Raw genomic sequence first — 26,873 nt, forward strand, 5'->3', positions numbered from 1 at the left:
GCCCGCGACGAAGTCTGGAAGGCAGGGAACCTATGAGACGGGCTACCCGTAACGGTGTGATCGCCGTCGTCGCCGCCTCCGGTGCGATGGCCGTGGCGCTGCCGGTGTCCGCGGCCTTCGCGGCCGGCGGTGCCGCCGCCGACGGCTCCGCGGCCGGCTCGCCCGGGCTGATCTCCGGCAACGGCATCCAGCTCCCGGTCCACGTGCCGGTGAACGTGTGCGGCAACACCGTGAACGTGGTGGGGTTGCTCAACCCTGCCGTCGGCAACGCCTGCGCGAACCGCGTGAACCGCGGCACCGGAAGTGGCGGGCCGGAGTCCGGCGGCGCCGCCGCCCACGGCTCCGCGGCCGGCTCGCCCGGCGTGCTGGCCGGCAACGACGTCCAGCTCCCCGTCGATCTGCCGGTGAACGTCAGCGGCAACAGCGTCAACGTGGTCGGGGTGGGCAACCCGGCCAAGGGCAACCACTCGGTGAACGGCCCCGTCGGCCGGCCCCGCACCCCGAGCAGCCCGGCCCCCACCAGGCATCACCGCAGCCCGCGCACGGCACGCCCCGTCGTCCGGCCGGACGTGTCCGCGCTGGCCCACACCGGTGCGGACATCGCACTCCCCGCCGTGGCGGGCAGCGCAGCGCTGCTCCTCACGGGCACGGCCCTCTACCGCCGCTTCCGTCCCGCCGACACCAACTGACCCACCCTCTCCAGAGGCCCCACCGGACACCGGCCCGGTGGGGCCTGCTGCACCGGCGACCCGCGGTGGCCCACGGCGCACGGGATTCCGCCGGTGGCCGGTGGTGTACGAGGAGGATGGCGGGTGCCGCCGCAGCGGGCGCGCTGGGCTCCGGTGCCTGCTCCGGGGTGGCCGGGCCGTGTCGGGTGCAACGGCCGATCTCCCCGTGGCGCGGCCCTCGTTGATCCGGAAGGATGCGGCACGGCAGTCCGGTCCCGACGGAAAACGGAGCGCATCGATGACCCCTGCGGCCCCCCACGACCTCGTCGTCACCCAGGCCACCCTCGCCGACTGGCCGGTGATCGCCGGATGGGCGGCGGCGGAGGGCTGGAATCCCGGGCTGTGCGACGGGCCCGCGTTCTTCGCGCAGGATCCCGACGGATTCTTCCTCGGCCGGATCGACGGCGAGCCGGTGTCGGCCGTCTCCGTGGTGAACTACGGCCCGGAGTACGCCTTCCTGGGCTGCTATCTGGTCCGCCCCGACCTGCGCGGCCACGGCCACGGCCTCACCACCTGGAAGACCGCCCTCGCCCACGCCGGCAACCGCACCGTCGGCCTGGACGGCGTTGTCGCCCAGCAGGACAACTACCGCCAGTCCGGGTTCGAACTCGCGTACCGCACGACCCGGTTCACCGGTACGGCCCCGCGGCGCGAGACGCCCGCGGGCGTCCGGCCGGCCGGGCCCGCCGACCTCGCCGCGATCACCGCCTACGACAGTGCCTGCTACCCGGCCGACCGTCCGCGCTTCCTCGCCGAGTGGCTCACCGGCCCCGGACACCGGGCCTTCGTCCGCCACGACGGCACCCGCCTCACCGGCTACGGCGTGCTCCGCCCCGGCCGCGACACCCTCCGCGTCGGCCCCCTCTTCGCGGACACCGCCGACGACGCCCGCGCCCTGTTCGCCGCCCTCACGGCCGAGGCCGCGGGAGGCGAGGTCGCCATCGACGTGCCCGAGCCGAACGCGGCCGGCGTCGCGCTCGCCGAGGAGGCCGGACTCCAGGCCTCCTTCGAGACCGCCCGCATGTACACCGGGCCGGTCCGCGAGCACGCCCGGCACCGGGTGTTCGGCGTCACGACGCTCGAACTGGGCTGATCCCGGGCCGTACCCCTCGGGACCGGGCGAGCTGTCCTCGCCCGCCGAGTGCCTGGCCCCTGAGCCGGCCGCCGGGACAATCCCGTTGCCCCGGACCGGTCCGGCATGGTCGAGTCGGGGCATGGATCTCTCGGCGGTGCTCGCCCTCTACGACCGTGACGTGCGCGAGAACGCGGCTTCCGACGGACCCGGTGCCCGGATCGAACGGGTCGGCGCCGTGGTGCGTCAGGTCGCGGACGGGCACGGGTGGAACGGCGTGCTCTGGTCCGCTCTGGACGCGGCGGGCGCGGACCGGGCGATCCGTGACCAGGTCGCCTACTTCACCGGCCTCGGCCGCGACTTCGAGTGGAAGCTCTACGGCCACGACCGGCCGGACGACCTCGGCGCCCGGCTCCTCGCCGCCGGATTCCGGGCCGAGCCCGCGGAGACACTGATGATCGGCGAGACCGGCCGGCTCGCCGTGGACGACGGACCTCCCGAGGGCATCCGCCTCGTACAGGCCACCGACGCGGCCGGCGTCGACCTCGTCGTGGACGTCCACGAGAAGGCCTTCGGTACCGACGGCACCCGGCTGCGGCACCGGCTGCTCGCCCGCCTGGCCGCCGACCCCGGCACGGTCGTCGCCGTGGTCGCGCTCGCCGGGGACGAACCCGTGAGCGCCGCCCGGATGGAGCTGGTGCCCGGCACCCGGTTCGCCGGGCTGTGGGGCGGCGGCACCGTCGAGGCCTGGCGGGGCCGGGGCGTCTACCGCGCACTGGTCGCCCACCGCGCCCGCGTCGCCGCCGACCTCGGCTACCGCTACCTCCAGGTCGACGCCTCACCCATGAGCCGACCGATCCTCGAGCGCCTCGGCTTCCATGCGCTGAGCACCACGACCCCGTATCTGTACGGCAGCTGACTTGCCATCAGTTCAGTCGCCTGGCCGTCGTGAGCGGCGACGGTCCGCACCGGTTATTGCCGGGACTTTCTGTTCATCCGAGCTTCATGCCATGTACCTTTCAACCACTCGACGCGTGTAGAACCCTCAAGCGGGCTCTACGCGCGCAGACTTGGCGCCCGCACCGCCTCTCCCCACCCCTCATGGAGGTTCGCCGGATGCTCGGATCCAGGAGATCCCGCCGCAGACTCACCACCGCCCTGGCCGGTTTCGGACTGCTCCTCACCGGAGCCGCCGTCCAGATCGGCAGCGGCACCGCCGCCCACGCGGCGACCACGCACCGCATCCTGTTCGACAACGCCCACGCCGAGACGGCGGGCAACGCCGACTGGATCATCTCCACCAGTCAGCCCGACCCGCTCGGCGAGAACCCCTCCCCGTCCGCCGAGACCGACTGGACCGGCGCCCTGTCCTCCTGGGGCGTGGCGCTGCAGAAGACCGGCGACTACAGCCTGAAGACGCTGCCCTCGGGCTCCAGCCTCAGCTACGGCGGCTCGTCGTCGACCGACCTGTCGAACTTCGACACGCTGGTCCTGCCGGAACCCAACACGCTGTTCACGAGCGCCGAGAAGACGGCGATCATGAACTTCGTGAAGAACGGCGGCGGTCTGTTCATGATCTCCGACCACACCGGAGCCGACCGCAACAACGACGGCTACGACGCGGTGAAGATCCTCAACGACCTGATGACGAACAACAGCGTCGACTCCACCGACCCGTTCGGCTTCTCGGTCGACTCGCTCAACATCAGCTCCGACCACCCGGCGGCGATCAGCGACAGCACCGACCCGGTGCTGCACGGCTCCTTCGGCACCGTCACCAAGAGCCTGATCGCCAACGGCACCACCGCCACCCTCAAGCCCGCCGACAACTCCGCCGTCAAGGGCCTGCTCTACCGCACCGGTTACTCCGGCAACACCGGTGCCTTCTTCCTCACCAGCACCTTCGGCAGCGGTCGCGTCGCCTTCTGGGGCGACAGCTCCTCGATCGACGACGGCACCGGCCAGTCCGGCAACACCCTGTACGACGGCTGGAACGACAGCAGCGCCACCAACGCGGCCCTCGCCCTCAACGCCACCGCCTGGCTGGCCGGTTCGGGCACCAGCAGCGGCGGGGGAGGCGGCGGTGGTGGCGGCACCGGCACCTGCACCGCCGCCCAGCTCCTCGGCAACAACGGCTTCGAGTCCGGCAACACCGCGTGGAGCGCGTCCAGCGGGGTCATCACCAACTCCACCGGCGAGTCGGCTCATTCGGGCTCGTACTACGCCTGGCTCGACGGCTACGGCACCGCCACCACCGACACCCTGTCCCAGGCGGTGACCATCCCGGCCGGTTGTTCGACGGCCACGTTCAGCTTCTATCTGCACGTCGACACGGCCGAGACCTCGACCAGCACGGCCTACGACACCCTCAAGGTCCAGGTCCTGGGCAGCTCGGGCACGGTCCTCGGCACCCTGGCGACGTACTCCAACCTCAACGCCGCCTCCGGCTACACCCAGCGCAGCTTCGACCTCAGCAGCTACGCCGGGCAGACCGTCACGCTGAAGTTCACCGGCACCGAGGGCTCCCAGTACCAGACGTCGTTCGTCGTGGACGACACCGCGCTCAACGTGAGCTGAACCGGCCGGGGGCGGGCCGTACCGGTCCGCCCCCGTCCCGTCGGGCCGCCGGCACGGTCCGCTCCGGAGTGTTCCAGCCGGAGACCCGCACGCCCGGTGCCGAGCCGTGCAGATCGGCCGTCCGGCAGGTGGCGGTCAGCGTCACCGACTCGCCCGGCCACAGGCTCACCTCGTTGTCCGACCAGCGCACCGGCAGCACCGGCCTGCCCTGCGCGTCCACGAGGTGGACGTCCGTCAGCAGCGCCGGCGTCTTCCCGCTCCCGGTGTTGCGCAGGGTGACGGTCGTCGTCGCCGTACCGTCCGACGACCGGGTGGCCGCCGTCGCCGACACCGGCACCTGTGCCATCGAGGCGAGCCCGCTGAGGTCGGCGTAGCTCGTCGTCGGCGTGTAGTACCAGGTGGTGCCGGACCAGTCGAGGGTGTCGGGCCGGGTGGAGAGCCAGTACACGTTCCGGCTCACCTCCTTGCCGTCCGCGCCGGTCAGGACCAGGCGGAGCAGATACGTCGAGGACAGTCCGCCCACCGAGGACGGCAGGGTGAGGGCGGTCCCGTGCGCCCCGTCACCGCTGACCGTCAGCCCGCCGACCGTCTTGTCGTACTTCTGCGTGCCGTCGGGGTCGAACAGGGTGGCCCGGGCGGTGAGTCCGGTCGCGGCGGCGTGCCGGTGGTTGACGACGACGACCGAGCGGCTGTCGTACGAGTACTGGATGTGCAGCGGCTCGTTCGCCTTCTTCGCGCCGAAGTAGGCCCCGCCCTGATCCAGGTAGCGGTCCGTCAGCTGCCAGTGCAGGGACGTCCAGCCGCTGTCGAACATCCAGTGGATCACTCCGGTCGAGGGCTTCGAGGAGTCCGTGGCGTTGCGCTGGTACGCCTCGAACTGGGCGCGGACGTTCTCGTACTGGGCCAGCTGGGCCTTGCGCACATAGTCGGCGAGGCTCTTCGGCGCGCCGTAGCGGCCGGTGAGCGCGGTGTCGTAGATCTTGAGCGTGCCGAAGACCGAGGACGGCGAGCGGTGGTACTGCCTCGCGTCCGGGTCCTTCCAGAGGGTGTCCAGCTCGGCCGGGGTCAGCATGCGGCGCAGGGTGTCGAGGGTGGGGATGCTGGGGCCCGCGCTGGTCTCGGAGTTGAAACCGGTGGCCCCGCCCTCGCGTTTGAGGTACCAGTAGCCGGGCGGCACCCAGTCGTACGGCCCGGTCATCTTCATGCCCGAACTGCCCAGCTGCGGCGAGGAGTTGTCGGAGGCGGCGGAGATCACCGGGTCGGGCCAGTCGGCGGCCTTCAGGGCGTCCAGGTAGGTCTTCTCGATCCTCGCGTCGGGCGCGAAGTCGCTGCCGATCAGGAAGGAGATCACGCTCGGGTGGTCGCGCAGCCGGGCGGCCTCGCCGGCCATGGACGCCTGCGCCACCGGATAGTCGGCCTCGGTCCACTTGTCGCCGGTCTCGCTCCCGTTGACCTGGCCTTCCCACTTGTCGCAGCACTCCCAGCCGGGCAGGGTGAGGATGCCGTAGCGATCGGCGAGGTCGAAGAACTCGTCGGGTTCCAGGTGCCCTTCCAGACGGATGGTGTTCAGACCCAGGTCGAGGGCGTACTTCAGCCGGTCCTCGACCGAGGTGCTGTCCCAGCGCAGGAACTCGTCCGGCGACCAGCCGCCGCCCTTGATCAGCAGTGTGCGGCCGTTGATCCGGTACTGGCGTGCGCCGTCCGCGTTCAGCGGGGCCTGCACGTCGCGGATGCCGAAGCTGTCGTGGGCGGTGTCGGACGTCGTACCGGCGACGGACGCGGTCAGGTCGAGGTCGTACAGCGGCTGTTCGCCCATCCCGGCCGGCCACCACACCTTCGGCGAGGTGAGACGCAGGCCCGGGGTGTCGGCGGGGGAGAAGGTGACGGTCTTCGTCTCGTGGGCGGCGAGCGGGACCTGCCGGGTGAACGTGGTCGCGCCGATGTGTCCGGTGACCTCGGCGGTGACCGCGCTGCCGGTGTCGTTGCGGGCCTGCGCCTTCACCGTCAGGTCGGCGGAGGCGAGCGACGGCACGGTGAGCCTGGCGATCACGTGCGCGTCGCGCAGCGCCACCGGGCCGCCCCTGTGCACCAGGACGTCCCGGACGATGCCCATGTTCCGGTCGGGCGGGGGCTGGAGCCAGTCGATCCAGCCCATGGTGAGGTCCTTGTCCGGATCGTTGGGCCGGATGCGGAAGGCGACCGTGTTGGTGCCGGATCTGACCAGCGAGGTGATGTCCAGCTCGTGGCGCGTGTAGGCGCCGGTGGTGTCCGCGGCCTGCGCCACCTGATGGCCGTCGACATAGACGTCGGCCGCCGAGATCACCCCGCTGAAGTCGAGGAAGGTGCGCCGCGTGGTGTCCGCGACGGTGAAGTCGGAGCGGTACCACCAGGGGACCTGGAAGTCGGCCTTCGGGATCTTCTGCTGGTTGGTGGAGTAGAAGGGGTCGGCGTACACGCCGTCGGCGAGGAGCGCGGCCAGGACCGTGGAGCGGGGGCCCGCCGGATACCAGCCCTGCGCCGGATAGCCCGGGGAGGAGATGGCGGCGGGCGAGTCGCTCACCTTGGCCGAGGACTGGATGGCGTAACCGGCCAGCGGTGTGTCGGTGCCGGCCGTGGAGGGGACGCGGGTGGTCCGGGCGGGCCCGTGCGGTGGGGCCGGTTGCCGGGCGCCGCCCCAGGCGCCGCCGGTGAGGGAGCCGAGCAGGCCGAGGACCAGGGCGGTGACGGCGTACCGGCGTCCGAGGGCGGGGCGAGGGGACATGGCAGGGCTCCCGGGGCGGTAAAGTTAGGAAACTTTACTAACTCGCCTCAAGCTAGGACGCCGCGTGGGGTCGTGTCAATGACGGTGGGCGGCGGCGCCGTGGGGCCGGTCAGGTTCCGGCCGTCCTGCGCTCGAACACCAGGTCCCGCGCCGTGTCCAGCGCCGTGGCCACCGCGCCGAGCAGCACCGCGTCCTCGCCCAGGCGGCTCGGCGCGATACGCGGCCGCAGCGGGGTGAGGGCGCGCACCTGCTCCTGGACCGGGCGCAGCAGCAGGTCGACGCTGTGGCCGACGCCGCCGCCGAGCACCACCAGATCCGGGTCGAGCACCGCGGCGGCCGCCGCCACGGTGTGCGCGATCCGCTCGGCCTCCAGCTCCACCGCCCGCAGGGCGGCCGGATTTCCCTGCCGGGCCGCGTCGAAGACCGCCTTCGCCGTGAGCTGCCCGCTCATCCCGAACTCCCGGGCGGCCTCCACCACGGCCACCCCGGACACCGCGTCCTCCAGCCGCTCCGGCTTGTGCCGGCCCGGCCACGGCAGGAAGCCGATCTCGCCGGCCAGCCCGTGCGCCCCCGTGAACAGCCGTCCCTCGCTGACCACGCCCATGCCCAGTCCGGTGCCGATCAGGATGTACGCGAAGAGCCGGCTTCCGGTGCCGACGCCGTACGTGTACTCGCCGAGCGCCGCCAGGTTGGCGTCGTTGTGCACCTCCAGCGGCACGCCCAGCTCCTCGCGCATGCGGTCGACGAGCCCCGCTCGCCCCCAGCCCGGCAGATGCATCGCGTACCGCACCCGGCGCTGCTTCTCGTCGTAGACACCGGGCGTGCCGACCACGCCGTGCACCACCCCGGCCGGGTCCACGCCCGAATTGCCGATCACCTGCCGGGCGGTGCCCACCACCAGGTCGGCCAGTTGGGCGGAGGCGCGGGCCCGGTTGCGTACGTCGGCCCGGGCGACGACCGTGCCGTCCAGGTCGACCACCGCGACCCGCAGCCAGCCGCGGCCGATGTCCACGCCGAGCGCGTACCCGGCGGCCGGGTCGGGGGCGTAGAGCACGGCGGTGCGCCCGCGCTCCGGGGCGTGGGTGCCGACCTCGTGCACCAGGCCGGCCGCCTCCAGGGAGGCCAGCGCACTGGAGACCGTCGGCTTCGACAGGCCGGTCTCCCGCGCCAGTTGGGCGCGGGACGCCGCGCCGAGGGCGCGCAGCCGGTCCAGCAGCAGCCGCTCGTTGGTGCTGCGCAGCCGCCGGCGGCTCCAGGGCTGTTCCTGCTGCTCTGCGGCGTCACTGACGGTCATCGGACCATTCTCAGGTATTCCCGGCGCATACTTGACGACTCTAGTAAGGCTCCTTAACTTTATCGGCCAGTCAGCCCGCCGGGTGCCGTCGAGCGCGCCCGTGGCGTCAGGAGTCCCCATGTCCGGTAGTCCGCCGCCCACGGGTGGTTTCGTCCGCCGTGTCGGCCTGTTCCAGGCCACGGCCATCAACATGAGCCAGATGTGCGGCATCGGGCCGTTCGTCACGATCCCGCTGATGGTCACCGCCTTCGGCGGCCCGCAGGCGGTCATCGGCTTCGTCGCGGGCGCCGTCCTCGCGCTGTGCGACGGGCTGGTCTGGGCCGAGCTGGGCGCGTCGATGCCCGGCTCCGGCGGCAGTTACGTCTATCTGCGCCAGGCCTTCCAGTACCGCACCGGCCGGCTGATGCCGTTCCTGTTCGTGTGGACGGCGATGCTCTTCATCCCGCTGATCATGTCCACGGGCGTGGTCGGCTTCGTCCAGTACCTGGGCTATCTCGCCCCGGATCTCGGCCAGACCGCCGGCGACCTGATCGGCCTCGGCATCATCGCGCTGGTCGTGATCCTGCTCTGGCGCGGCATCGAGCACATCGCCCGGATCACCGCCGTGATGTGGGCGGTGATGATCGCCTCGGTGCTGCTGGTGATCGTCGCCGCGGCCTCCGACTTCAGCCCGCACCTGGCCTTCACCTACCCGTCGGGCGCCTTCGACCTGACGAGCAGCCACTTCTGGCTCGGGTTCGCCGCCGGCCTGACCATCGGCATCTACGACTACCTCGGCTACAACACCACCGCGTACATGGGTGCCGAGATCAAGGACCCGGGCCGTATCCTCCCGCGCTCGATCCTCTTCTCCATCCTCGGCATCATGGCCATCTACCTGCTCCTCCAGATCGGCACCCTCGGGGTCGTCGACTGGAAGCGGATGGCCGACCCGCACGACATCGCCTCCACCTCGGTCGCCTCGGCGGTCCTGGAGAAGACCTGGGGCAAGGGCGCCGCCGACACGGTGACCGTGCTGATCCTGGTCACCGCGTTCGCCTCGGTCTTCACCGGGCTGCTCGGCGGTTCCCGGGTGCCCTACGACGCCGCCCGCGACCGCGTCTTCTTCAGGCCGTACGAGAAGCTGCACCCCCGGCACCGCTTCCCGATGCTGGGCCTCGCGACCATGGGCGTGATCACCGCCGTCGGCTTCCTGATCGGCCGCCACACCGACCTCGCCACCCTCATCCAGCTCCTGACCACCGTGATGGTGATCGTCCAGGCGCTCGCCCAGATCCTGGCCCTCACCGTGCTGCGGCAACGGCAGCCGCACCTGCGCCGCCCGTACCGCATGTGGCTGTACCCGCTGCCGAGCCTCGTCGCGTTCGCCGGCTGGTGCGTGATCTACGCCTACGCCGACAAGAACTCCCCGGGCCGCCACCCCATCGAATGGTCCCTCGCCTGGCTGGCGCTCGGCTGTGTGGCCTACGTCGTCTGGGCACGGCTGGAGAAGGTGTGGCCGTTCGGGCAGAAGGAGATCAGCGAGGAGTACCTGGCGGGCGCGGACCCGGACGTGGCACCCGTGTGACGGCCGGTCTGTCACCGGCACACCTCGATTTCCCAGCCGGGCCTGTCAGTTGACCTGTACGTCGACGGTGGGCTCGGCCGTGGTGGTGTCCGGGATGTCGTCCACCCAGCACGTCAGCCGGCCGTCCGCACGCAGGGCGACATGGAGGCCGTTGTTCTCTCCGCAGGCGGCGCGGCCCGTGGCGGCGAGGGTGTCGAGTTCGGTGCCGTCGGCCAGGGCGTCACCTTGCCGTTCGGGTGCGGGGTGACGTGCAGGCCGTTGTTCTCTCCGCAGGCGGCGCGGCCCTTGGTGGCGAGGACGGCGGTGGCGTCGGGGGTGACGAGGCCGGTGCGCAGGGTGCGAAGAGCACGCATAGGTGGACTGTCCTTCGGCCGGGTTCGCTCGTCGGTGTCTTCGACGCCACGGACCAGGCAATGCAGAGGCAGTCGGGGCGTTCTGAGTCTTTCGATCCTTGACATGCAAGTCATTACCTGCATAACGTTGAGTGTGCGATCAGAGGACGACACCGGGATGGACAGGGTCTTCAAGGCGCTGGCCGACGACACGCGCAGGCGCCTGCTGGACCGGCTCCACGAGAACAACGGCCAGACCCTGGGTGAGCTGTGCGAGCGCATCGCCATGACGCGCCAGTCGGTCACCCAGCATCTGGCGGTCCTGGAGGCCGCCAACCTGATCAGCACGGTGCGGCGGGGGCGGGAGAAGCTGCACTACCTCAACCCCGTACCGCTCCACGAGATCCAGGAGCGGTGGATCGACAAGTTCGAGCGCCCGCGCCTGAGCGCGCTCGGCGCCCTGAAGCGACGAGCCGAGGAAGCCATGACCGACAAGCCGCATTTCGTGTACGTCACCTATATCGCGAGCACACCCGAGAAGGTCTGGGAGGCGCTGACCGACGCCGACCTGACGGCCGCCTACTGGGGTCACCGCAACGAGTCCGACTGGCGGCCCGGCTCCCGCTGGGCGCACGTGCGTACCGACGGCTCCGGCATCGCGGACGTGGTCGGCAAGGTGGTGGAGAGCGACCCGCCGACCCGGCTGGTGACCACCTGGGCCGCGCCGGACGACGAGAGCCGGGAGGACCGGCACTCCCGCGTCACCTTCGAAATCCGCCCGTACGAGGACATCGTCCGGCTGACCGTCGTCCACGAGGACCTCAATGACGAGGGCGAGCGCTCGGACGTCGCCTCCGGCTGGCCGGCCGTGCTGTCCAACCTCAAGTCGCTGCTGGAGACCGGCCGGACCCTGCCGCAGGAGCCCTGGCTGGTGCCGGGCCGCTGAGCGGAGGCGAGGGAGACCGGCCCGCCCGGGCGGACCGGTCTCCCCGCAGTGCTCCGGTACTTCCTGTTGATCCTTTCCGTGCGTCTCCTGTCACGGCCTGGGGGTGCTCCGCGCCGCCGTACCGGCGCATACCAGTCCGAGCACCAGCGCCAGTGCGCCGATGACGACGTTGTTGATGATCACGCCCCTGTCCGGGCCGCTGCCCACGATCCAGGGTGCGATGATCATCCAGATGCCCATGGCGCACATGGCCCAGCTGAGGCCGTACATCCGCTCGGGGGCCCGGGTGAATCCCAGTGCCAGCAGCCCTATCGCTATGCCGATGATCAGATTGTGCGTCATGAGCGCGGGCTGGCTCGTCGTGTAGTGCACGATCCACGGGGATGCCGCGCAGTAGAGCCCGAGCAGGAAGACCGGCCCGTCCACGAGCGCCACATCACGACCGCCGAGCATGCGGGCGTAGCGTGCCCGCATTTCGGAGACATCGGGGTGGGTCGATATGTCACCCCTGTGCACGTTGGCCATAACTCGTCTCCTTTGACTTGCAGGCCAGACCGTGTCTGGTGCGGTGTGTGTTTACCACCGAGTTCCCAGTCTGCTCTTATTTTTTCTTTATGTGTAGGTCCGTGTCGTTACCGTGACCAGCTGTCTCACCCACCGCCCAACGCCCGCAGTTGCGCCGCCCGGGTCTCGGCCGTCTGCCCCTGCACCAGCAGGAACAGCGCCTCCCGCGCGAGGCGCTGGGCGCGGCTCGTCAGGGCCATCGACCGGCCGCCCCCGGCCACCACCGCCGCCGTGGTGGCCGTCCGCAGCACCTCGTACGCCTCCGCGCGCACCGCCAGCCGCTCCGCGACCCGCTCCAGCGGCGCCGGATGGTCGGCCAGGGCGTAGGCGCGACGGCGGACGTCGGCGAGCCGGGCCGTGAGCGGGGCTGCTGTCTCCGCGTCCAGCAGGGACAGGGCGGCCTCCGTGAGGCCGAAGACCGCGGGGCTCGCGTTCAGCGTCCTGGCCCGGTCCAGGGGTGCCAGCCGCTCGTACGGCATCCGCAGGGCGACCGACTCCTCCGGCAGCCACAGTCCGGTCAGCTCCAGCGACACCGTGCGCGCGGCGGTGAGCGCCGCGAGGCGCATCGGTTCCGAGGCCCGCAGCCCCCGCTGGGCGCGCGCCTCGGCGAACGCGAGCAGCGCCTCGCCCGCGTCGGTCACCCCGGCGAGCAGCATCACGTCGTTCAGGCCCCACCCGGTGTACCAGGGCACGGTCCCGTCGAACCGCCAGCCGTCTCCCTCCCGGCGGACGCGTACCGGCACGCGCGGATACGACCGCAGGTGCGCGTACGCCACCCCGGACATCAGCTCGCCCCTCGACAGCGGGCCCAACAACCGCTCGCGTACCGGGAGTTCGCTCTGGGTCAGGACCTGCACGGGCGTGTGGTGCTGGGTCTGCACGAACCACGTGGAACAGCACGCCCCGGCCAGGATCTCCGCGATCCGGCGGACCACGTCCGGCGGCGCGCCCGAGCCGCCGTACGCGACCGGAGCGCCCGCCCCGAGCAGCCCCGACCGTTTCACCGCCTCGATGTGACTCGTCGGCACGCCCTCCTGGTCGACCCGCTCGGCCTCGGGGATCAGCAGGTCCGTGGCGAGCCGGTGGGCGCGGTCCAGGAGCGGATGTGCGGTGGCGGCTGTCATACGGGTGATTCTTCCGAAGATTTGTTCCGGCGCCGTGTCGATCCGAGGGGCGGCCGTTCGTGTAGGAGGTGTCTCGCATCCGAGAGACCCTGAAGTCACCGAGGAGGACATCATGAAGCACTACCTGCTCAGCGTGGTCCAGCCGACCGGCGTGACCCCGCCCGCCCCCGACGCGCTCGCCGCGATCATGCGCGACGTCGAGGCCTTCAACGACGAGCTGCGCGCCGCCGGGGCCTGGGTGTTCGCGGGCGGCCTGCACGGCCCGGAGACCGCCACCGTGCTGCGCCCCAAGGACGGCGAGGTGCTCGTCACCGACGGGCCCTACGCCGAGGGCAAGGAGTACCTGGGCGGGCTCTGCCTGATCAGGGCCGCCGACCTGGACGAGGCCCTGGAGTGGGGCCGCAAGGCCGCCCTCGCGACCACCCTGCCCATCGAGGTACGGCCCTTCGTGGACCAGCACTAGCCTCGTCCCCCGGATCACCTCGCGGCCCGGACGAGGCGGTCGCGAGGTGCGCCGGGGCGGCCGGCGACGGCGCTGCCGCACCGCCGCGGCCACCTGCCGGATCATGCGGAGCAGCGGCCTGCCGCTCTCAGGCCAGCCGCTCGTCCTTGATCGCCAGCTGCTGGTCTCCCCTCCGGAGGTCCACGGTGCGGATGCCGAGCGCGTCCTTCAGCCGGCGGGCGGGCACGACCTGGGGAGTGGGGGTGGCTGCCCGTCCCGGCTTGGGCAGCGGGTAGGCGGTGGTGGTGGCGGAGTGGAAGGTGATGTTGCCCTCCGTCTTGGTGAACAGCTGGTGGACGTGTCCGTTGAGGCAGGTGACCGAGGAGAAGCGGCGCAGGAGCGCGATCACCTTCAGCGCGTCGTCCGTGCTCCAGCCCCACCGCGGGTACATGGCGAAGAGCGGGATGTGGCTGAAGACCACGACCGGGGTGTCCGGCGGCAGGCCCGCGAGATCCTTGCGGACGAAATCGATCTGCTCGGTGCCGAGGTGACCCAGCTTCTCCAGGCTCAGGGTGTTGACCAGGGCGAGGACGTGCACACCGTGGGTGTCGAAGCTGTACCAGCCGTCGCCGAGCGTGCCCTTGCCGAAGGTCTGCCGGTAGGCGCGGCCCGCGTCGCCGATGGAGTCGTGCTCGCCCGGCACGGTGAAGACACGATCCGTCCGCAGTTCGGCCATCATCTGCCTGACCTGGTCGAACTGTCCCGCCGTGGACAGGTGTGTCAGGTCACCGCTGTGCATGACGAAGTCGGGCCGGAACCCGAGCCCGTTGACCTGGTCGATCGCCGCGGTGAACGAGCCGACCACGTCCGTGTTGGCCGGGCCCTGGAAGCCGATGTGGCTGTCGGAGACCTGCACGAACCGCAGCGCGGCGCCCGGTGCCGTGGCGGCCCGTGCCGTGGTGTCCCGCGAACCGGCGACATGGCTGATCACCTCTCCGCCGGCCACGGTGAGCACCACGGCTCCGCCGAACCATCCGGCGTGCCGCATGAGTTGGCGCCGGGTCATGCCGTGTTCGGAAGGGGGTTCCCCGGCGCCGCCGTCCGGTGCCGGGCTCTGGTGGTGGTCGTACGCGGTCATGAGGTCACCTCCACGGTGCCGGTCATGAACGGATGGATGGTGCAGACGTAGGCGTAGCTGCCGGGCTTGGTGAACGTGTAGGAGTAGGTGCCGTGCGTCGCGAGGGCGGGCGAGTGCAGCGGACCGCCCGAGCCGGCGCTGGTGACGGTGTGGGCATCGGTGTCCTCGTTGGTCCAGGTCACCGTCGTGCCCGCCTTGACCTTCAGCGTGGCCGGAGAGAACGCGAAGTTCTTGATCGCCACGGCGTTCGCGGACACCGGTGCGGCGGCCGTGTTCCTGCCCGGAGAGCTCATGGGCATGGTCATGCCGGGTGTCGCCGAGGTGCCGGGCACCCCGGCGAGCCGATGCTGACCCGGGCCGGGCGTGAGGGAGCCCGTGTCCGAGGAGCGGGTCGACTGGCCGCACGCGCTCAGAAGCCCCAGTACGGCGGCGGTGGCGAGGGCCGGCCCGGCCGCACGGCGCGATCGGCGGCCCATGGGGCGGAGGTTGACGTACATGATGTTCATTCCCCAGTGATCAGGTGATGCCGTGTGCGACGGCTCATGCTTGGTTCCACGGGCGGCGGTGTCGCGCGGTTCGGGGAGATATGCATCTTTTGTCGGATCTCGCAGTGTTCACCGGGTATGACACGACAAACCGATGCGTATGCGTGAGGATCGGCTTATGCCATGGAAGACCCGAAAACGTGGCGATGCGGCCGATCCGAGTCGCTCCGGGCGCCGTGTCTCGGGTAGCGGGACCATTCCGACCACGGACGAGGAACTGCTCCGGGCTCTGTACGCCGAGCACGCGGGCCCGCTGTTCCACTACGTCCTGCGACTGACGTCAGGAGACCGGCAGTGGGCCGAGGATGTCGTGCAGGAGACGTTGCTGCGGGCCTGGCAGCACCCCGCCGCGTTCGAACCGGAACGCGGCCCGGCGCGCCCCTGGCTGTGCACGGTAGCCCGGCGCCTGGTCATCGACACGCACCGGGCCCGGCAGGCGAGGCCGACGGAGGTGGGGGGCGACGCCCTGGAGCGGGCCGCGGAGCGGACGCCGGGCGAAGACCGGATCGAGCAGGCGCTGCGGAGCTGGGCCGTCGCCGACGCCATCCACACCCTGTCCCCGGATCACCGAGCCGTACTGCTGGAGACGTACTACCGAGGCCGGACCGTGGCGGAGGCCGCCGAGGTGCTGGGCATCCCGCCGGGCACCGTGAAGTCGCGGACGTACTACGCCCTGCACGCCCTCCGGCTGGCTCTGCGGGAACGAGGCATCGAGCGATGACCACGGCATGGAGGAGGTGCCGGCCATGAACGCGGACCACGACGCCCTCCGGCTGGCGCTGGGAGGGTATGTGCTGGGCGTGCTGTCCCCGGCGGAGACGGAACAGGTGCGTGCGCACCTCGCGGAATGCGACGGGTGCAGGGCCGAACACGCCGAGCTGGCCGGACTTCCGGCGCTGCTCGCGACGGTCAGCGCGGCGGAAGCCGAGGGTCGGCCCGTACCGGTCGGTGACGAGGATCCGGCCGATCGGCTGGTGCGGCGGGCGGCGGAGAGCGCCGGGGGCACACCCCAGGCGCCGCCCGGCACGTCCACGGCGCCTCGGGCTCCCGAGGCGGGACTGCTCGACCGGATGCTGCAGCAGGCCGCTGCCAGGCGCCGCAGAACCTGGCGGCGGCAACTGGCCGGTGCGCTCGCCACGTTGACGTTGGTCGCCGGGGCGGCGGTCGGCGGCACATGGCTGGCGATCAGCGGATCCGTGGCCGGTCAGGCGACACGGCCCGCACCGGTCACGCCGGCTCCGGTGCGCACCTTCTCCGGAAGCGACCCCACCACCGGCGTCACTGCTTCGGTCCGGGTCTCGCCCTCGGCGTGGGGCAGCGTGCTGCAGGTCTCCGCCCACGGGGCGCCCGCGGGCATCACCTGCCGGTTGCAGGCGGTCGGGCCCGGTGGGGCCAGGGCGGACGCCGCCACCTGGCGGGCGGGCACGTATCCCGCCGGCACCACGATCCCCGGCGCGGTCCCGATGTCACCGGGGGCCATCGAGCACTTCGAGATCGTCTCGGGCGCGGGCCAGAAGCTGGTCACGATCCGGGCATGAGGTGAACGTCGAAGAAGATGCGCGAAACGGGTGAATAGCTCGAACCATATGTGCTCGTCATCCGTAGAACTGAATGAGTGCTCATACGGGTTCCTACGCAGAAGAGCCGGAAGACCATGTTTGTGACCGATTCGGCCCGTGCCGACACCCTCCCCGCACGGTCCTGCCACCACGAGGCGATGCTCACCCTGCCCGCGCAGGAGGCGCATGTCCCCGCCGCCCGTCACCTCGCGGCGGAACTGCTGGAGTGCTGGCGCGTGCCCGAGAGCGAGCGGGACTCCGCCGTCCTCATCGTCGACGAACTCGCCGCCAACGCCGCCCAGTACGGCCGCGAACGCATGACGCTGCTGCTCGTCCTCGACAGCGGCACCCTGCACATCGTGGTCACCGACTCCGGAACGGCGGTCGAGCGCGTCCACCACGACGCAGCCCCGGACGAGCACGGCCGCGGCACCGGGATCGTCGACTCCCTGGCACAGTCGACCGAGATCCACCAGACGCGCGGCGGGCGAGAGGTCCGCGCCTGTCTGCGGTGCTCGGCGTGATCGACCCCGTACGCTTCCGGCGAGCGGCCACGGCAGGACCGCGGCCGGCCACCGGGCCGCACTCCGCCCCACGGCCGGCGTCGTCCGGGTCGCGGCGTGACCGGACAGAGCGGCGTGATCGGACAGAAGGGCACGGGCGCCCATGGCGGACACCGTCGATGTCGAGGCCGTCTTCCGCGCCGAGTACGGGCGAGCGGTCTCCGTCCTCGTCCGCTTCCTCGGCGACATCGACCTCGCCGAGGAAGCGGTGCAGGACGCCTTCACCACCGCCGTACGCACCTGGCCGGAGTCCGGCGTGCCGCCGAGCCCGGCCGGCTGGATCATCACCACCGCCCGCAACCGGGCCATCGACCGGCTGCGCCGCGAGTCCTCGCGGGACGCCCGGCACGCCGAGGCCGTCCGGCTGTACGCGCCCCACCTGTTCGCGCCCGACCTGCACGCGCCCGAGGCCCCGCCCGAGGAAGGTCCCGTGCGCGACGACCGGCTCCGCCTGATCTTCACCTGCTGCCACCCCGCTCTCGCCCTCCAGGCCCGGGTCGCCCTGACCCTGCGCCTGCTCGGCGGACTGAGCACCGCCCAGATCGCCCGCGCCTTCCTGGTGCCGGAGCCGACGCTCGCCCAGCGGCTGGTGCGGGCCAAGGCCAAGATCCGCGACGCGGGCATCCCGTACCGCGTGCCCCGCGACACCGACCTGCCCGAACGGCTCGGCGGTGTCCTCGCCGTCGTCTACCTGATCTTCAACGAGGGCTACACCGGCGACCCCGCCCTGTGTGCGCAGGCGCTCCGCCTCGGCCGGCTGCTCGCCGCGCTGATGCCGGACGAGCCCGAGGTCACCGGCCTGCTCGCGCTGATGCTGCTCACCGAGTCGCGGCGGCCCGCCCGGCAGGACGCGGACGGCGTCCTCGTCCCGCTGCCCGAGCAGGACCGCACACGGTGGAACCGCGAGCTGATCGCCGAGGGCCAGGACCTGGTCCGGCACTGCCTGAGCCGCGGCCGGCCCGGCCCGTACCAGATCCAGGCGGCGATCAACGCCGTGCACAGCGACGCGCCCACCGCCGAGGCCACCGACTGGGACCAGATCCTGCGCCTGTACGACCAGCTCATGGCCGTGGCGCCGTCCCCGGTCGTCGCCCTGAACCGTGCCGTCGCCGTGGCCGAGACCGAGGGGCCGGCCAGGGCGCTCGACCTCGTCGGCTCCCTGGACCTCGGCCGGTATCACGTGCTGCACGCCGTCCGCGCCGACCTGCTGCGCCGCCTGGGCCGCACCGCCGACGCGGCCGCGGAGTACGGCCTGGCCGCCGAGCTGGCCGGGAGCGAGGCCGAGCGGGCCTACCTGGAGCGGCGCGGTCGGGAGATCCACCCTCCTGCGACGTGACCCGCGTCACTGTGACCGGCCGGAATGAACTTGAGGAACTGAAAGGTTGGTAAATACATCCACCGTCCGATCCAGGCCCGGGCCGAAGCCGCCCGTGCACCACCAGCGAGGCACCCGTGAACCATCCCGCCACCGAACAGCCCGCCGAGCTCGTCGCACGGCTGCGCGCCACCTTCGCCACCGGCCGCACCAAGCCCGTCGAGTGGCGTACCGGCCAGCTGCGCCGACTGCGCGCGATGCTCACCGAGCGCGGCGCCGACCTCGCCGCCGCCCTCCACGCCGACCTCGGCAAGAGCAGCGCCGAGGCGTATCGCACCGAGATCGACTTCACCGTCCGCGAGATCGACCACACCCTCGACCACCTCGAGGAGTGGCTGCGCCCGGAGCCCGCGCCGGTCCCGGCCCACCTCGGCGCCGACGCGACGGCCTGGACGCAGTACGACCCGCTCGGCGTCGTCCTCGTCATCGCCCCCTGGAACTACCCGGCGCAGCTGCTGCTCGCCCCGCTGGCCGGTGCGCTGGCCTCCGGCAACGCGGTCGTCGCCAAGCCGAGCGAGCTCGCTCCGGCCACCTCGGCCGCCCTCGCCGAGCTGATCCCGGCCTACCTGGACACCGACGCGGTCGCCGTGGTCGAGGGCGGCATCCCGGAGACCACGGCCCTGCTGGCCGAGCGCTTCGACCACATCTTCTACACCGGCAACGGCACCGTCGGCCGGATCGTGATGCGCGCCGCCGCCGAGCACCTCACCCCGGTCACCCTCGAACTGGGCGGCAAGTCACCGGTGTTCGTGGACCGCGACGCCGACCTGGACGTGGTCGCGGACCGGCTCGCCCGCGGCAAGTTCCTCAACGCCGGCCAGACCTGTGTCGCCCCCGACTACGTCCTGACCGACCCGGAGACCGCCGCCGCCCTCGAGCCCGCGCTGGTGCGCGCGGTCGAGGCGCTGTTCGGCACGGATCCGGCGACCTCGCCCGAGTACGGCCGGATCATCAACGAGCGGCACTTCGACCGGCTTTCGGGCCTGCTCGGCTCCGGCCGGATCGCGGTCGGCGGCAGGACCGACCGTGACGCCAAGTACATCGCGCCGACCGTCCTGGCGGACGTCGACCCGAAGGCGCCCGTGATGCGGGAGGAGATCTTCGGCCCGATCCTGCCGATCGTCACCGTGTCCGGCCTCGACGAGGCGATCGCCTTCATCAACGACCGCGACAAGCCGCTCGCGCTGTACGTCTTCACCGAGTCCGAGCGGACCCGGGCACGCATCGCCGCCGAGACCTCCTCCGGCGGCCTGGGGCACGGCCTGCCGCTGGCCCATCTCACCGTCTCCGACCTGCCGTTCGGCGGGGTGGGGGAGAGCGGCATGGGCAGCTACCACGGCCGCTACTCCATCGAGACGTTCAGCCACCGCAAGGCGGTGCTGGCCAAGCCGCTGCGGTAATTCCCTTGCGTGGTACGCCGGATGTGCGACATTCCGCCGAATGACCGCTGAAACGATCACCGCGGACGCCTCCGGCACCTTCGAACTCGGCGACCTGCCCGTCCACCGCATCGGCTTCGGGGCCATGCGGCTGACGGGCAGCGCCGCGTTCCACCTCGGCACGCCCAGCGACCGCGCCCGTTCCACAGCCGTGCTGCGGCGGGCCGTGGAGCTCGGCGTGAACCACATCGACACCGCCGCCTTCTACTTCTCCGCCACGCGCTCCGCCAACGAACTCATCAACACCGCCCTCGCCCCGTACGCCGACGACCTGGTCATCACGACCAAGGTCGGTCCGTTCCGCGACTACTACGGCGAGTGGGGCCACGCGGCACGGCCCGACCAGCTGCGCGGCCACGTGGAGGAGAACCTGCGCCAGCTCGGCCGCGACCACCTCGACGTCGTCAACTTCCGCCGCCAGGAACAGGATTCGATCGCCGAGCACTTCGGAGCGCTCGCCGAACTGCGCGAGGCCGGCCTGATACGCCACCTGGGCGTCTCCGGCGTCGGACCGCGCCACCTCGCCGAGGCGCTGGAGATCGCCCCCGTGGTGTGCGTGCAGAACCGGTACGCCCTGGACCGGCCCGATCCCGTCGACGACGAGATGCTGCGCCTCTGCGCCGAACACGGCATCGCGTTCGTCCCCTTCTTCGCCGTCGCGGGCGAGGCCGGACCTCGGGCGGCGGCCGACACCCACGACGACACCGTGCGCGACATCGCCCGCGCCCACGGCGTGAGCCCCGCGCAGATCCGCATCGCCTGGACCCTGCACCAGGGCCCGCACGTCCTCGCCATCCCCGGCACCGGCAACCCGGACCACGTCGCCGAGAACGTCGCCGCAGGCGCCCTGCGCCTCACGGCGGACGAACTGACCCGCCTGAACGCCATCCACACCGGCACGAGCTGATCCGCCCCGGCCGGCGCCCCAGGGGCCTGCTCCTGGACGGCGGGGCCCGGCCTTTGTCCCGGGCTTTCTGGTGCCGGGGTCGGTGGGCCCCGGTCGTCGCCGGGGTCTCCGGGCTTGGCGAGGGCGGCCCCCAACTGTCGTTCCGGGTCTCTGGTCTCGGGGCGGGCGGCGGGTCGAGCCGGCGCTCCGGGTCTGTGGTCTCGGGGCGGCGGGTCGGGCCGGTGTTTCGGGTCTGTGGTCCCGGGGGGCGGTGGGCCTGGTTCTTTCCCGGAGTCTCCGGGTTCGGCGAGGGTGGCCCGTGGTCGCGTATCCGGGTCTCCGCGCCCCGGAGATGGCAGCCCCAGCCGTAGTCAGGGGGTCGCCGGTCTCGGGGCGGTGGCCCCAGCTGTAGCCCGGGAGCGGCGCTCTCCGTGGCGGTGCCCCGCAGTCGTGGCTCCAGGGCGCCGGTCCCCGGGAGGGCGGCCCAGCCGTAGTCCCGGGTTCCCGGTCTGCGGGACGGGGCCCCGCAGTCGTGGCTCCAGGGCGCCGGTCCCCGGGAGGGCGGCCCAGCCGTAGTCCCGGGTTCCCGGCCTGCGGGACGGGGCCCCGCAACCCGGGCCTGCGGGACGGGGCCCCGCAGCCGTAGCTCCAGATCCCCGGTCCCCGGGACGGTGGCCCCAGCCGCAGTCCCGGAGTCCCCCATTTTCGGGGGCGGTCCTTCAACCGCAGCCCCGGGTCCCCCGGTCCCGGCACGGTGGCCCCCAGCCGTCCCCGCCCCCGCCACCTGTCCCCCTGACGACAGTCCCTGACGACCAGTCCTCCCATAATGGGTGCGGGGGCACAGCCGTACGAAGGCTCGATTGACTACCATCGTGTAGACGGTCGCCCGGGCCGCACAGCTGCACACGAAGACGGGTGAGGGACGTTCCATGACCGAGGCGAAGGACGAGCGCCGGCCGGCCGGTGAGCTCGAGGCGAGCGTCATGGCCGCACTGTGGGCCGCCGGCGCCCCGCAGACGCCCGGCCAGGTCCAGCTGAGCCTCGGCGCGGACCTGGCGCGTACGACGGTGACCACGATCCTCACCCGCCTGTACGACAAGGGCGTCGTCGAGCGGCACCGCCAGGGCCGCGGCTACGCCTACCTCCCGGTCCGGGACGTCCAGGACGCGCACGGCCTCACCGCCCGCCGGATGCACAGCGAACTCGACCGGGACAGCGACCGCGAGACCGTCCTCGCCCGCTTCGTCGCCCAGCTCAGCCCCGACGACGAACGGATCCTGCGGGACCTGCTCGAAGCCGACGAATGATGACCGCACTCCTCCTGCTGCCCCTGCTGCTGCCGTTCGCCCTGCCGGCCCTGGCCCGCCGGGCCCTGGATCGGCTGGCCCCGGCCGCCGCGCTGTGGGCCGTCACCGGCTGTGCGGTGGTCCTCGCCGGCTGCTCGCTGGCCGCGCTCGGCTCGTTCGTGCTCATCGGGCTGCTCAAACTCCCGCTCTTCGCCGCGCTCGGCGAGCTGATCCACCCGCTGCGCACCGCCTCGGACCTCGTCGTGCTGCCGGCCGCCGCGACCTCCGTCGGCGCCCTCGCCGTCTGCGGCTGGACCCTCGTGCGCTCGGTGCTGCACCAGACCCGCGCCTTCCGCGCGGCCCGCACGGAGGCCGGGCGTGGGCCCTCGGCCGGCGACCTGTGCGTGGTGGACTCGCCCCGCCCGGACGCCTACGCCCTGCCCGGCCGCCCGCACCGCATCGTCGTCACCACCGCGATGCTGCGCAGCCTGGACGGTGCCGAGCGGGAGGCGCTGTTCGCGCACGAGCGGGCGCACAACGACGGTCGCCACCACTACTTCCTCGCCGCCGGCGAACTCGCCGCGCACTGTCATCCGGCGCTCCGCCCGGTCCGCGAGACCATACGCCTCGCCGCCGAGCGCGCCGCCGACGAGGCCGCCGCCGCCAGCGTCGGCGACCGCCGTCTGACCGCCCGGGCCATCGCCCGCGCGGCCCTCGCCGGACAGGCCACCCGCTCAGCCCACTCCGAGCGCCCCGACTTCGCGGCCGCCGCGACCACCGGCCCCGTGCCGCAGCGCGTCCAGGCCCTGCTGGCCGCCCCCCTCGTGCCCCGGGCCGGCCGAGCGATCGCCGCCCTCCTCATCGCCTGCACGGCCGTCTCCTGCGCCGCCTCGGTCGTCGGCATGGCCGATTTCCACCACCGGGTGGAGGTCGCCCAGGGCGACGCGAGGCCCTGACGCGCAGGTCCGGGCCCCCGACGCAACCCCGCATCACCTCCACCCCTTGAAAGCCGCACGGCAACGCGCGTAGAACCATGACTGGCGCCTGCGAGGTTTTACGTATAACCTCACGCGCTAACCACCCACACCGGAAGGTCCCGATGCGACGCGTCGCCCTGGTCACCCTCGTCGTCGACGACTACGACGAGGCCGTCCGCTTCTACACCGAGGCCCTCGGCTTCCGGCTGGCCGAGGACGCCCCCCGCCCCGACGGCACCCGCTGGGTCGTCGTGGAACCGGGCGGCCCGGACACCGGCACCGGACTGCTGCTGGCCCGCGCCAAGGACGAGGCCCAGCGGGCCCGGGTCGGCGACCAGACCGGCGGACGCGTCGGGTTCTTCCTGCACACCGACGACTTCGCCCGCGACCACGCCCGGATGACCGCGGCCGGCGTGACCTTCCTGGAGGAACCGCGGCACGAGCCCTACGGCACCGTCGCCGTCTTCCAGGACCTGTACGGCAACCGCTGGGACCTGCTCCAGCCCGCCACCCGCTGATCACCACCGCACCACCTGCCGAGGAAACGAAACGCCATGACCGCGTCCCGCATCGACACCGAGACCCTCCGCCGGCTCCCCAAGGCCGTGCTGCACGACCACCTCGACGGCGGCCTGCGCCCCGCCACCGTCGTGGAACTCGCGGCGGAGATCGGTCACACCCTGCCCACCACCGACCCCGACGAGCTGGCCGCCTGGTACTTCGAGGCCGCCAACTCCGGCGACCTGGTCCGCTACATAGCCACCTTCGAGCACACCCTCGCCGTCATGCAGACCCGTGAGGGCCTGCTGCGCACCGCCGAGGAGTACGTGCTGGACCTCGCCGCCGACGGTGTCGTCTACGCCGAGGTGCGCTACGCCCCCGAGCTGAACACGAAGGGCGGCCTCACGCTCAGCGAGGTCGTGGAGACCGTGCAGGAGGGCCTCGCCGCCGGTATGGCCAAGGCGGCCGCAGCCGGCACCCCCGTACGCGTCGGCACCCTGCTGTGCGGCATGCGGATGTTCGACCGTGTCCGTGAGGCCGCCGACCTGGCCGTGGCCTACCGCGACGCCGGTGTCGTCGGCTTCGACATCGCCGGCGCCGAGGACGGCTTCCCGCCCGCCGACCACCTCGCGGCCTTCGAGCACCTGCGCCGCGAGAGCGTGCCCTTCACCATCCACGCCGGCGAGGCGCACGGCCTGCCCAGCATCCACCAGGCCCTGCAGGTGTGCGGCGCCCAGCGCATCGGCCATGGCGTACGCCTCACGGAGGACATCGTGGACGGCAAGCTCGGCCGGCTCGCCTCCTGGGTGCGCGACCGCCGGATCGCCCTGGAGATGTGCCCCACCTCCAACCTGCAGACCGGCTGCGCCACCTCGATCGCCGAGCACCCGATCACGGCCCTGAAGGACCTCGGCTTCCGGGTCACCCTCAACACCGACAACCGACTGGTGTCGGGGACGACGATGACCCGGGAGATGTCCCTGCTGGTCGAGGAGGCCGGCTGGACGGCCGAGGACCTGCGCACGGTCACGGTGAACGCCCTCAAGAGCGCCTTCATCCCGTTCGACGAGCGCAAGGCCCTCATCGAGGACGTCGTCCTGCCGGGTTACGCGGCGGCGCTCTGAACCAGCCCCCTGAGGTAGGCGGCCTGTCCGATGTGCTGAAGGTCGTCGGACAGGACGCTCACCAGGCGGACGCCCAGGCTGACCGGGGGATCCCAGCGCTCGTCCACGATCCGTTCCAGATCCTTGGCCGCCAGCGGGCGCAGCACGCCGAGGCTCTGCTCGTGCACGGCGTCGTAGTACCCGGTGAGCAGGTCGGCGGACGCGACCCGCACCTTCGCGACCTTGGCCGGGCTGTGCCCGTACCCGGTGTCGTGGCGGGGCAGGTCGAGGCCGAAACGCTTCTCCCAGCCCTGGGACAGCCACACCTGGTCGAGGTCGAAGGCGTCTGCGATGTGGTCGTCCTGCACCCGGGTCAGATGCCACACGAGCCAGGCGATGGAGTTGGCGTCGGGGGCCGGGCGGTGGTGCAGCGCGTCCGGTCCGAGGCCCTCGAGGGCGGCATGGACTTCTTCCTGGATGCGGCCGTAGCCGTCGATGAGGATGTCCTTCGCATGCATACCGTCCACCATCCCAAACAGCGGGCGCTCACGCGTCCGGAATCCAGCTCCCGTGGAAACCGAGCGGCACCCGCCCGGGCAGGTGCACCCGTGCCACCGGCTCGCCGGTGAAGTCCTGAGCGGCCAGGATCACCAGGTCGGCGGCACCGCGGTCCGGGTTGTGGACGTACGCGATCGCGTATCCGTCGTCCTCGGCCGCCCGGTGGCCGGCCAGGTCGCGCGGTACGAACACCGCCTCGCCCGCCGCCGCGCCCTTCGGCAGCCGGTGCACCTGGGTGGCGCCGCGCAGCAGGTCGTGCTTGACGAGCGCGTTGGAGAAGGCGTCGTCGGGCGGGGTGCCGCCGTCCGGTGTCAGATAGGCGGCCGTCAGCTCGGCCGCCGCGGCCGTGTAGCCGTAGCGGTGCCGGCGCGACACCAGCGACTCGTTCACACGCGGGAATTCCTGCGGCCGGTCGTCCAGCACCCGCTGCCGTACGCGGCCGTGGTGCAGGTCGATCGTCCAGCGCTCCAGCTTCGTGGTGCCCGTGTCGTACGGACCGTCCGAGCCGCGCCCGTCGACGTGGAACGGTGCCGGGTAGGTCGTCAGGTCGACCACCACGGAGCCGCCCTCGTCGTAGGCGTTGAGCGTGTGCGAGGAGAAGACGGGGTCGATCCCGAACCAGCGCACCGGCCCGCCGGTCCGTCGCATGACGCCCACCCGGGTCGGGTGGTGCCGGTTCCAGACGTACGGCACCGGGGCGCCCCGTCCGGCCGCCGCCGCGTCGAAGGTCACCGGGATGTCGAAGAGGACGACGTGCCGCTCGGTCAGCGCGAAGTCGTGCATCATCGGCGCGTCCGCCACCGGGATCCGGTGCGTGCGGGCGACCCGCCCGGCGCGGTCCACGACCAGGTGCCGGACGTGGTCCCAGGTCGCGTGGTAGGCGACGGCGTGCAGCTCACCGGCGTGCACGTCGAACTTGGTGTGCGCGGCGAACGAGCCCTGCAGGGTGCCCCTGAAGTCGTGGGTCCCCACAGTGCCCAGCTCGCCGTCGAGTTCGTACGGCAGCGGACCGCTCTCCTGGAGCGCGAGGACCCGTCCCCGGTACGGGATCACATGCGTGTTGCACGCGAAGTCCTCCTCCGGCACCGGACCCGGATACGCCTCGCCCAGCTTCTGCGCGACCTGCGCGGAGCGCACCCAGCGGTTGCGGTACCACTCGGCCCTTCCGTCGCGCAGCCGGACGCCGTGCACCATGCCCTCGCCGAGCATCCAGTGATGGGTCCGGGGATCCTCCAGGCCGAGGACGTTGGGGCCGTTGCGCAGGAAGCGGCCGTTCAGCTCGTGCGGGACGCGTCCCGTCACCGGCAGGTCGAAGGCCGTCAGTTCCTCCGTGAGGGGAGCGAACGCCCCTTCCAGAAAAGGAAAGTGACGTTCCATCACCCTGCCTGCGGGGCGGGCCGCCGCCCGGCCTGTGCCCAGGCCGGTGAGGGCGCCCGCCGCCGTGAGTCCGGCCGTGCCGCGCAGCACGGTCCGCCGTGTGTGTTCCGCCATGCCATGTCCTCCTGACCGTCGTCGTCCTGGCCGACGGTCCCGAGT

The 26,873-nt window shown here is 72.1% G+C and carries 26 protein-coding genes; 17 read left to right on the forward strand and 9 right to left on the reverse strand.

Translation table 11 applies throughout. The annotated features are described in order from the left end of the window. The first annotated feature begins 32 nt into the window (after positions 1–32). The 4 genes from ABT288_RS07060 to ABT288_RS07075 all read left to right on the forward strand — a co-directional run bounded on the left by ABT288_RS07060 (position 33) and on the right by ABT288_RS07075 (position 4,377). On the forward strand, positions 33–689 hold the full coding sequence (locus ABT288_RS07060) for a chaplin (RefSeq protein WP_351603609.1): 657 nt from the start codon (positions 33–35) through the stop codon (positions 687–689). A gap of 277 nt (positions 690–966) precedes the next feature. Further along, entirely contained in the window at positions 967–1,821 is an 855-nt protein-coding gene (locus tag ABT288_RS07065; RefSeq protein ID WP_351603611.1) for a GNAT family N-acetyltransferase, read from the forward strand. Between the two features lie 121 nt (positions 1,822–1,942). Next, the gene (locus ABT288_RS07070; RefSeq protein WP_351603613.1) at positions 1,943–2,719 is read left to right on the forward strand and encodes a GNAT family N-acetyltransferase; all 777 of its coding nucleotides are present in this window, start codon (positions 1,943–1,945) and stop codon (positions 2,717–2,719) included. Positions 2,720–2,916: 197 nt separating this feature from the next. Next, positions 2,917–4,377 (forward strand): hydrolase, encoded by a 1,461-nt coding sequence (locus ABT288_RS07075; protein ID WP_351603615.1) that lies wholly within the window; start codon positions 2,917–2,919, stop codon positions 4,375–4,377. Here the strand turns inward: ABT288_RS07075 and ABT288_RS07080 are convergent. Together ABT288_RS07080 and ABT288_RS07085 are read right to left on the reverse strand one after the other, a co-directional pair. Further along, positions 4,364–7,138 (reverse strand): glycoside hydrolase family 2 protein, encoded by a 2,775-nt coding sequence (locus ABT288_RS07080; RefSeq protein WP_351603617.1) that lies wholly within the window; start codon positions 7,136–7,138, stop codon positions 4,364–4,366. The genes ABT288_RS07075 and ABT288_RS07080 overlap by 14 nt on opposite strands. A gap of 109 nt (positions 7,139–7,247) precedes the next feature. Further along, a complete protein-coding gene (locus tag ABT288_RS07085; RefSeq protein ID WP_351603619.1) occupies positions 7,248–8,432 on the reverse strand; it encodes an ROK family transcriptional regulator in 1,185 nt (394 codons plus the stop codon). A 118-nt stretch (positions 8,433–8,550) separates the two neighbouring features. Between ABT288_RS07085 and ABT288_RS07090 the strand changes: the two genes are divergently transcribed. Continuing rightward, entirely contained in the window at positions 8,551–9,999 is a 1,449-nt protein-coding gene (locus ABT288_RS07090; protein ID WP_351603620.1) for an APC family permease, read from the forward strand. A 113-nt stretch (positions 10,000–10,112) separates the two neighbouring features. Here ABT288_RS07090 and ABT288_RS07095 read toward each other — a convergent pair whose 3' ends face one another. Further along, positions 10,113–10,352, reverse strand: coding sequence for a hypothetical protein (locus ABT288_RS07095; RefSeq protein WP_351603622.1), 240 nt, complete (start codon positions 10,350–10,352; stop codon positions 10,113–10,115). A gap of 157 nt (positions 10,353–10,509) precedes the next feature. Between ABT288_RS07095 and ABT288_RS07100 the strand changes: the two genes are divergently transcribed. After that, entirely contained in the window at positions 10,510–11,277 is a 768-nt protein-coding gene (locus ABT288_RS07100; protein WP_351603624.1) for an ArsR/SmtB family transcription factor, read from the forward strand. Between the two features lie 90 nt (positions 11,278–11,367). Here ABT288_RS07100 and ABT288_RS07105 read toward each other — a convergent pair whose 3' ends face one another. Next, positions 11,368–11,802, reverse strand: coding sequence for an SPW repeat protein (locus ABT288_RS07105; protein ID WP_351603626.1), 435 nt, complete (start codon positions 11,800–11,802; stop codon positions 11,368–11,370). A 125-nt stretch (positions 11,803–11,927) separates the two neighbouring features. Then, positions 11,928–12,965, reverse strand: coding sequence for an acyl-CoA dehydrogenase family protein (locus ABT288_RS07110; protein ID WP_351603627.1), 1,038 nt, complete (start codon positions 12,963–12,965; stop codon positions 11,928–11,930). Between the two features lie 112 nt (positions 12,966–13,077). On the opposite strand from ABT288_RS07110, the gene ABT288_RS07115 reads away from it, so the two are divergent. Then, positions 13,078–13,428, forward strand: coding sequence for a YciI family protein (locus tag ABT288_RS07115; protein ID WP_069782743.1), 351 nt, complete (start codon positions 13,078–13,080; stop codon positions 13,426–13,428). A gap of 127 nt (positions 13,429–13,555) precedes the next feature. Here ABT288_RS07115 and ABT288_RS07120 read toward each other — a convergent pair whose 3' ends face one another. Together ABT288_RS07120 and ABT288_RS07125 are read right to left on the reverse strand one after the other, a co-directional pair. Beyond that, positions 13,556–14,545: a metallophosphoesterase family protein gene (locus tag ABT288_RS07120; RefSeq protein ID WP_351603628.1), complete on the reverse strand. Its 990-nt coding sequence runs from the start codon at positions 14,543–14,545 to the stop codon at positions 13,556–13,558. Then, positions 14,542–15,051, reverse strand: coding sequence for a cupredoxin domain-containing protein (locus ABT288_RS07125; protein WP_351603630.1), 510 nt, complete (start codon positions 15,049–15,051; stop codon positions 14,542–14,544). The genes ABT288_RS07120 and ABT288_RS07125 overlap by 4 nt, the downstream gene beginning before the upstream one ends. 157 nt (positions 15,052–15,208) lie before the next feature. Between ABT288_RS07125 and ABT288_RS07130 the strand changes: the two genes are divergently transcribed. The 10 genes from ABT288_RS07130 (at position 15,209) to ABT288_RS07175 (ending at position 24,800) form a co-directional block, all read left to right on the forward strand. Further along, positions 15,209–15,811 (forward strand): sigma-70 family RNA polymerase sigma factor, encoded by a 603-nt coding sequence (locus ABT288_RS07130; protein ID WP_351603632.1) that lies wholly within the window; start codon positions 15,209–15,211, stop codon positions 15,809–15,811. Between the two features lie 25 nt (positions 15,812–15,836). After that, the gene (locus tag ABT288_RS07135; RefSeq protein ID WP_351603634.1) at positions 15,837–16,628 is read left to right on the forward strand and encodes a zf-HC2 domain-containing protein; all 792 of its coding nucleotides are present in this window, start codon (positions 15,837–15,839) and stop codon (positions 16,626–16,628) included. 116 nt (positions 16,629–16,744) lie between these two features. After that, the gene (locus tag ABT288_RS07140; RefSeq protein WP_351603636.1) at positions 16,745–17,173 is read left to right on the forward strand and encodes an ATP-binding protein; all 429 of its coding nucleotides are present in this window, start codon (positions 16,745–16,747) and stop codon (positions 17,171–17,173) included. 142 nt (positions 17,174–17,315) lie between these two features. Beyond that, the gene (locus ABT288_RS07145; RefSeq protein ID WP_351603638.1) at positions 17,316–18,548 is read left to right on the forward strand and encodes an RNA polymerase sigma factor; all 1,233 of its coding nucleotides are present in this window, start codon (positions 17,316–17,318) and stop codon (positions 18,546–18,548) included. A gap of 116 nt (positions 18,549–18,664) precedes the next feature. Further along, positions 18,665–19,987 (forward strand): aldehyde dehydrogenase family protein, encoded by a 1,323-nt coding sequence (locus ABT288_RS07150; protein ID WP_351603640.1) that lies wholly within the window; start codon positions 18,665–18,667, stop codon positions 19,985–19,987. A gap of 40 nt (positions 19,988–20,027) precedes the next feature. Further along, entirely contained in the window at positions 20,028–20,933 is a 906-nt protein-coding gene (locus ABT288_RS07155) for an aldo/keto reductase (RefSeq protein ID WP_351603642.1), read from the forward strand. Between the two features lie 908 nt (positions 20,934–21,841). Beyond that, a complete protein-coding gene (locus ABT288_RS07160) occupies positions 21,842–22,219 on the forward strand; it encodes a BlaI/MecI/CopY family transcriptional regulator (protein WP_351603644.1) in 378 nt (125 codons plus the stop codon). Further along, the gene (locus ABT288_RS07165) at positions 22,219–23,154 is read left to right on the forward strand and encodes a M48 family metalloprotease (protein WP_351603646.1); all 936 of its coding nucleotides are present in this window, start codon (positions 22,219–22,221) and stop codon (positions 23,152–23,154) included. The genes ABT288_RS07160 and ABT288_RS07165 overlap by 1 nt, the downstream gene beginning before the upstream one ends. Positions 23,155–23,297: 143 nt before the next feature. Beyond that, positions 23,298–23,693, forward strand: a complete 396-nt coding sequence (locus ABT288_RS07170; protein WP_351603648.1) for a VOC family protein — start codon at positions 23,298–23,300, stop codon at positions 23,691–23,693. Between the two features lie 36 nt (positions 23,694–23,729). After that, complete coding sequence (locus ABT288_RS07175; RefSeq protein ID WP_351603650.1) at positions 23,730–24,800, forward strand: adenosine deaminase; 1,071 nt, start codon at positions 23,730–23,732, stop codon at positions 24,798–24,800. Here ABT288_RS07175 and ABT288_RS07180 read toward each other — a convergent pair. Continuing rightward, positions 24,782–25,297 (reverse strand): mycothiol transferase, encoded by a 516-nt coding sequence (locus tag ABT288_RS07180; protein ID WP_351603652.1) that lies wholly within the window; start codon positions 25,295–25,297, stop codon positions 24,782–24,784. The two genes, ABT288_RS07175 and ABT288_RS07180, sit on opposite strands and share 19 nt — an antisense overlap. Positions 25,298–25,325: 28 nt before the next feature. Then, entirely contained in the window at positions 25,326–26,828 is a 1,503-nt protein-coding gene (locus tag ABT288_RS07185; protein WP_351603654.1) for a carotenoid oxygenase family protein, read from the reverse strand. Positions 26,829–26,873: the final 45 nt, after the last annotated feature.

It is taken from the genome of Streptomyces sp. NPDC001093 (assembly GCF_040298985.1).
Taxonomy (GTDB): domain Bacteria; phylum Actinomycetota; class Actinomycetes; order Streptomycetales; family Streptomycetaceae; genus Streptomyces.

Bases quoted from the DNA above. Each gene is read 5' to 3' on its own strand.
- ABT288_RS07105 (WP_351603626.1), bottom strand. From the start codon at position 11,802: ATGGCCAACGTGCACAGGGGTGACATATCGACCCACCCCGATGTCTCC.
- ABT288_RS07170 (WP_351603648.1), top strand. From the start codon at position 23,298: ATGCGACGCGTCGCCCTGGTCACCCTCGTCGTCGACGACTACGACGAG.
- ABT288_RS07160 (WP_351603644.1), top strand. From the start codon at position 21,842: ATGACCGAGGCGAAGGACGAGCGCCGGCCGGCCGGTGAGCTCGAGGCG.
- ABT288_RS07120 (WP_351603628.1), bottom strand. From the start codon at position 14,545: ATGACCGCGTACGACCACCACCAGAGCCCGGCACCGGACGGCGGCGCC.
- ABT288_RS07135 (WP_351603634.1), top strand. From the start codon at position 15,837: ATGAACGCGGACCACGACGCCCTCCGGCTGGCGCTGGGAGGGTATGTG.
- ABT288_RS07155 (WP_351603642.1), top strand. From the start codon at position 20,028: ATGACCGCTGAAACGATCACCGCGGACGCCTCCGGCACCTTCGAACTC.
- ABT288_RS07095 (WP_351603622.1), bottom strand. From the start codon at position 10,352: ATGCGTGCTCTTCGCACCCTGCGCACCGGCCTCGTCACCCCCGACGCC.
- ABT288_RS07065 (WP_351603611.1), top strand. From the start codon at position 967: ATGACCCCTGCGGCCCCCCACGACCTCGTCGTCACCCAGGCCACCCTC.
- ABT288_RS07125 (WP_351603630.1), bottom strand. From the start codon at position 15,051: ATGAACATCATGTACGTCAACCTCCGCCCCATGGGCCGCCGATCGCGC.
- ABT288_RS07140 (WP_351603636.1), top strand. From the start codon at position 16,745: ATGTTTGTGACCGATTCGGCCCGTGCCGACACCCTCCCCGCACGGTCC.
- ABT288_RS07080 (WP_351603617.1), bottom strand. From the start codon at position 7,138: ATGTCCCCTCGCCCCGCCCTCGGACGCCGGTACGCCGTCACCGCCCTG.
- ABT288_RS07100 (WP_351603624.1), top strand. From the start codon at position 10,510: ATGGACAGGGTCTTCAAGGCGCTGGCCGACGACACGCGCAGGCGCCTG.
- ABT288_RS07185 (WP_351603654.1), bottom strand. From the start codon at position 26,828: ATGGCGGAACACACACGGCGGACCGTGCTGCGCGGCACGGCCGGACTC.
- ABT288_RS07145 (WP_351603638.1), top strand. From the start codon at position 17,316: ATGGCGGACACCGTCGATGTCGAGGCCGTCTTCCGCGCCGAGTACGGG.
- ABT288_RS07090 (WP_351603620.1), top strand. From the start codon at position 8,551: ATGTCCGGTAGTCCGCCGCCCACGGGTGGTTTCGTCCGCCGTGTCGGC.
- ABT288_RS07085 (WP_351603619.1), bottom strand. From the start codon at position 8,432: ATGACCGTCAGTGACGCCGCAGAGCAGCAGGAACAGCCCTGGAGCCGC.
- ABT288_RS07175 (WP_351603650.1), top strand. From the start codon at position 23,730: ATGACCGCGTCCCGCATCGACACCGAGACCCTCCGCCGGCTCCCCAAG.
- ABT288_RS07165 (WP_351603646.1), top strand. From the start codon at position 22,219: ATGACCGCACTCCTCCTGCTGCCCCTGCTGCTGCCGTTCGCCCTGCCG.
- ABT288_RS07110 (WP_351603627.1), bottom strand. From the start codon at position 12,965: ATGACAGCCGCCACCGCACATCCGCTCCTGGACCGCGCCCACCGGCTC.
- ABT288_RS07075 (WP_351603615.1), top strand. From the start codon at position 2,917: ATGCTCGGATCCAGGAGATCCCGCCGCAGACTCACCACCGCCCTGGCC.
- ABT288_RS07130 (WP_351603632.1), top strand. From the start codon at position 15,209: ATGCCATGGAAGACCCGAAAACGTGGCGATGCGGCCGATCCGAGTCGC.
- ABT288_RS07115 (WP_069782743.1), top strand. From the start codon at position 13,078: ATGAAGCACTACCTGCTCAGCGTGGTCCAGCCGACCGGCGTGACCCCG.
- ABT288_RS07180 (WP_351603652.1), bottom strand. From the start codon at position 25,297: ATGCATGCGAAGGACATCCTCATCGACGGCTACGGCCGCATCCAGGAA.
- ABT288_RS07060 (WP_351603609.1), top strand. From the start codon at position 33: ATGAGACGGGCTACCCGTAACGGTGTGATCGCCGTCGTCGCCGCCTCC.
- ABT288_RS07070 (WP_351603613.1), top strand. From the start codon at position 1,943: ATGGATCTCTCGGCGGTGCTCGCCCTCTACGACCGTGACGTGCGCGAG.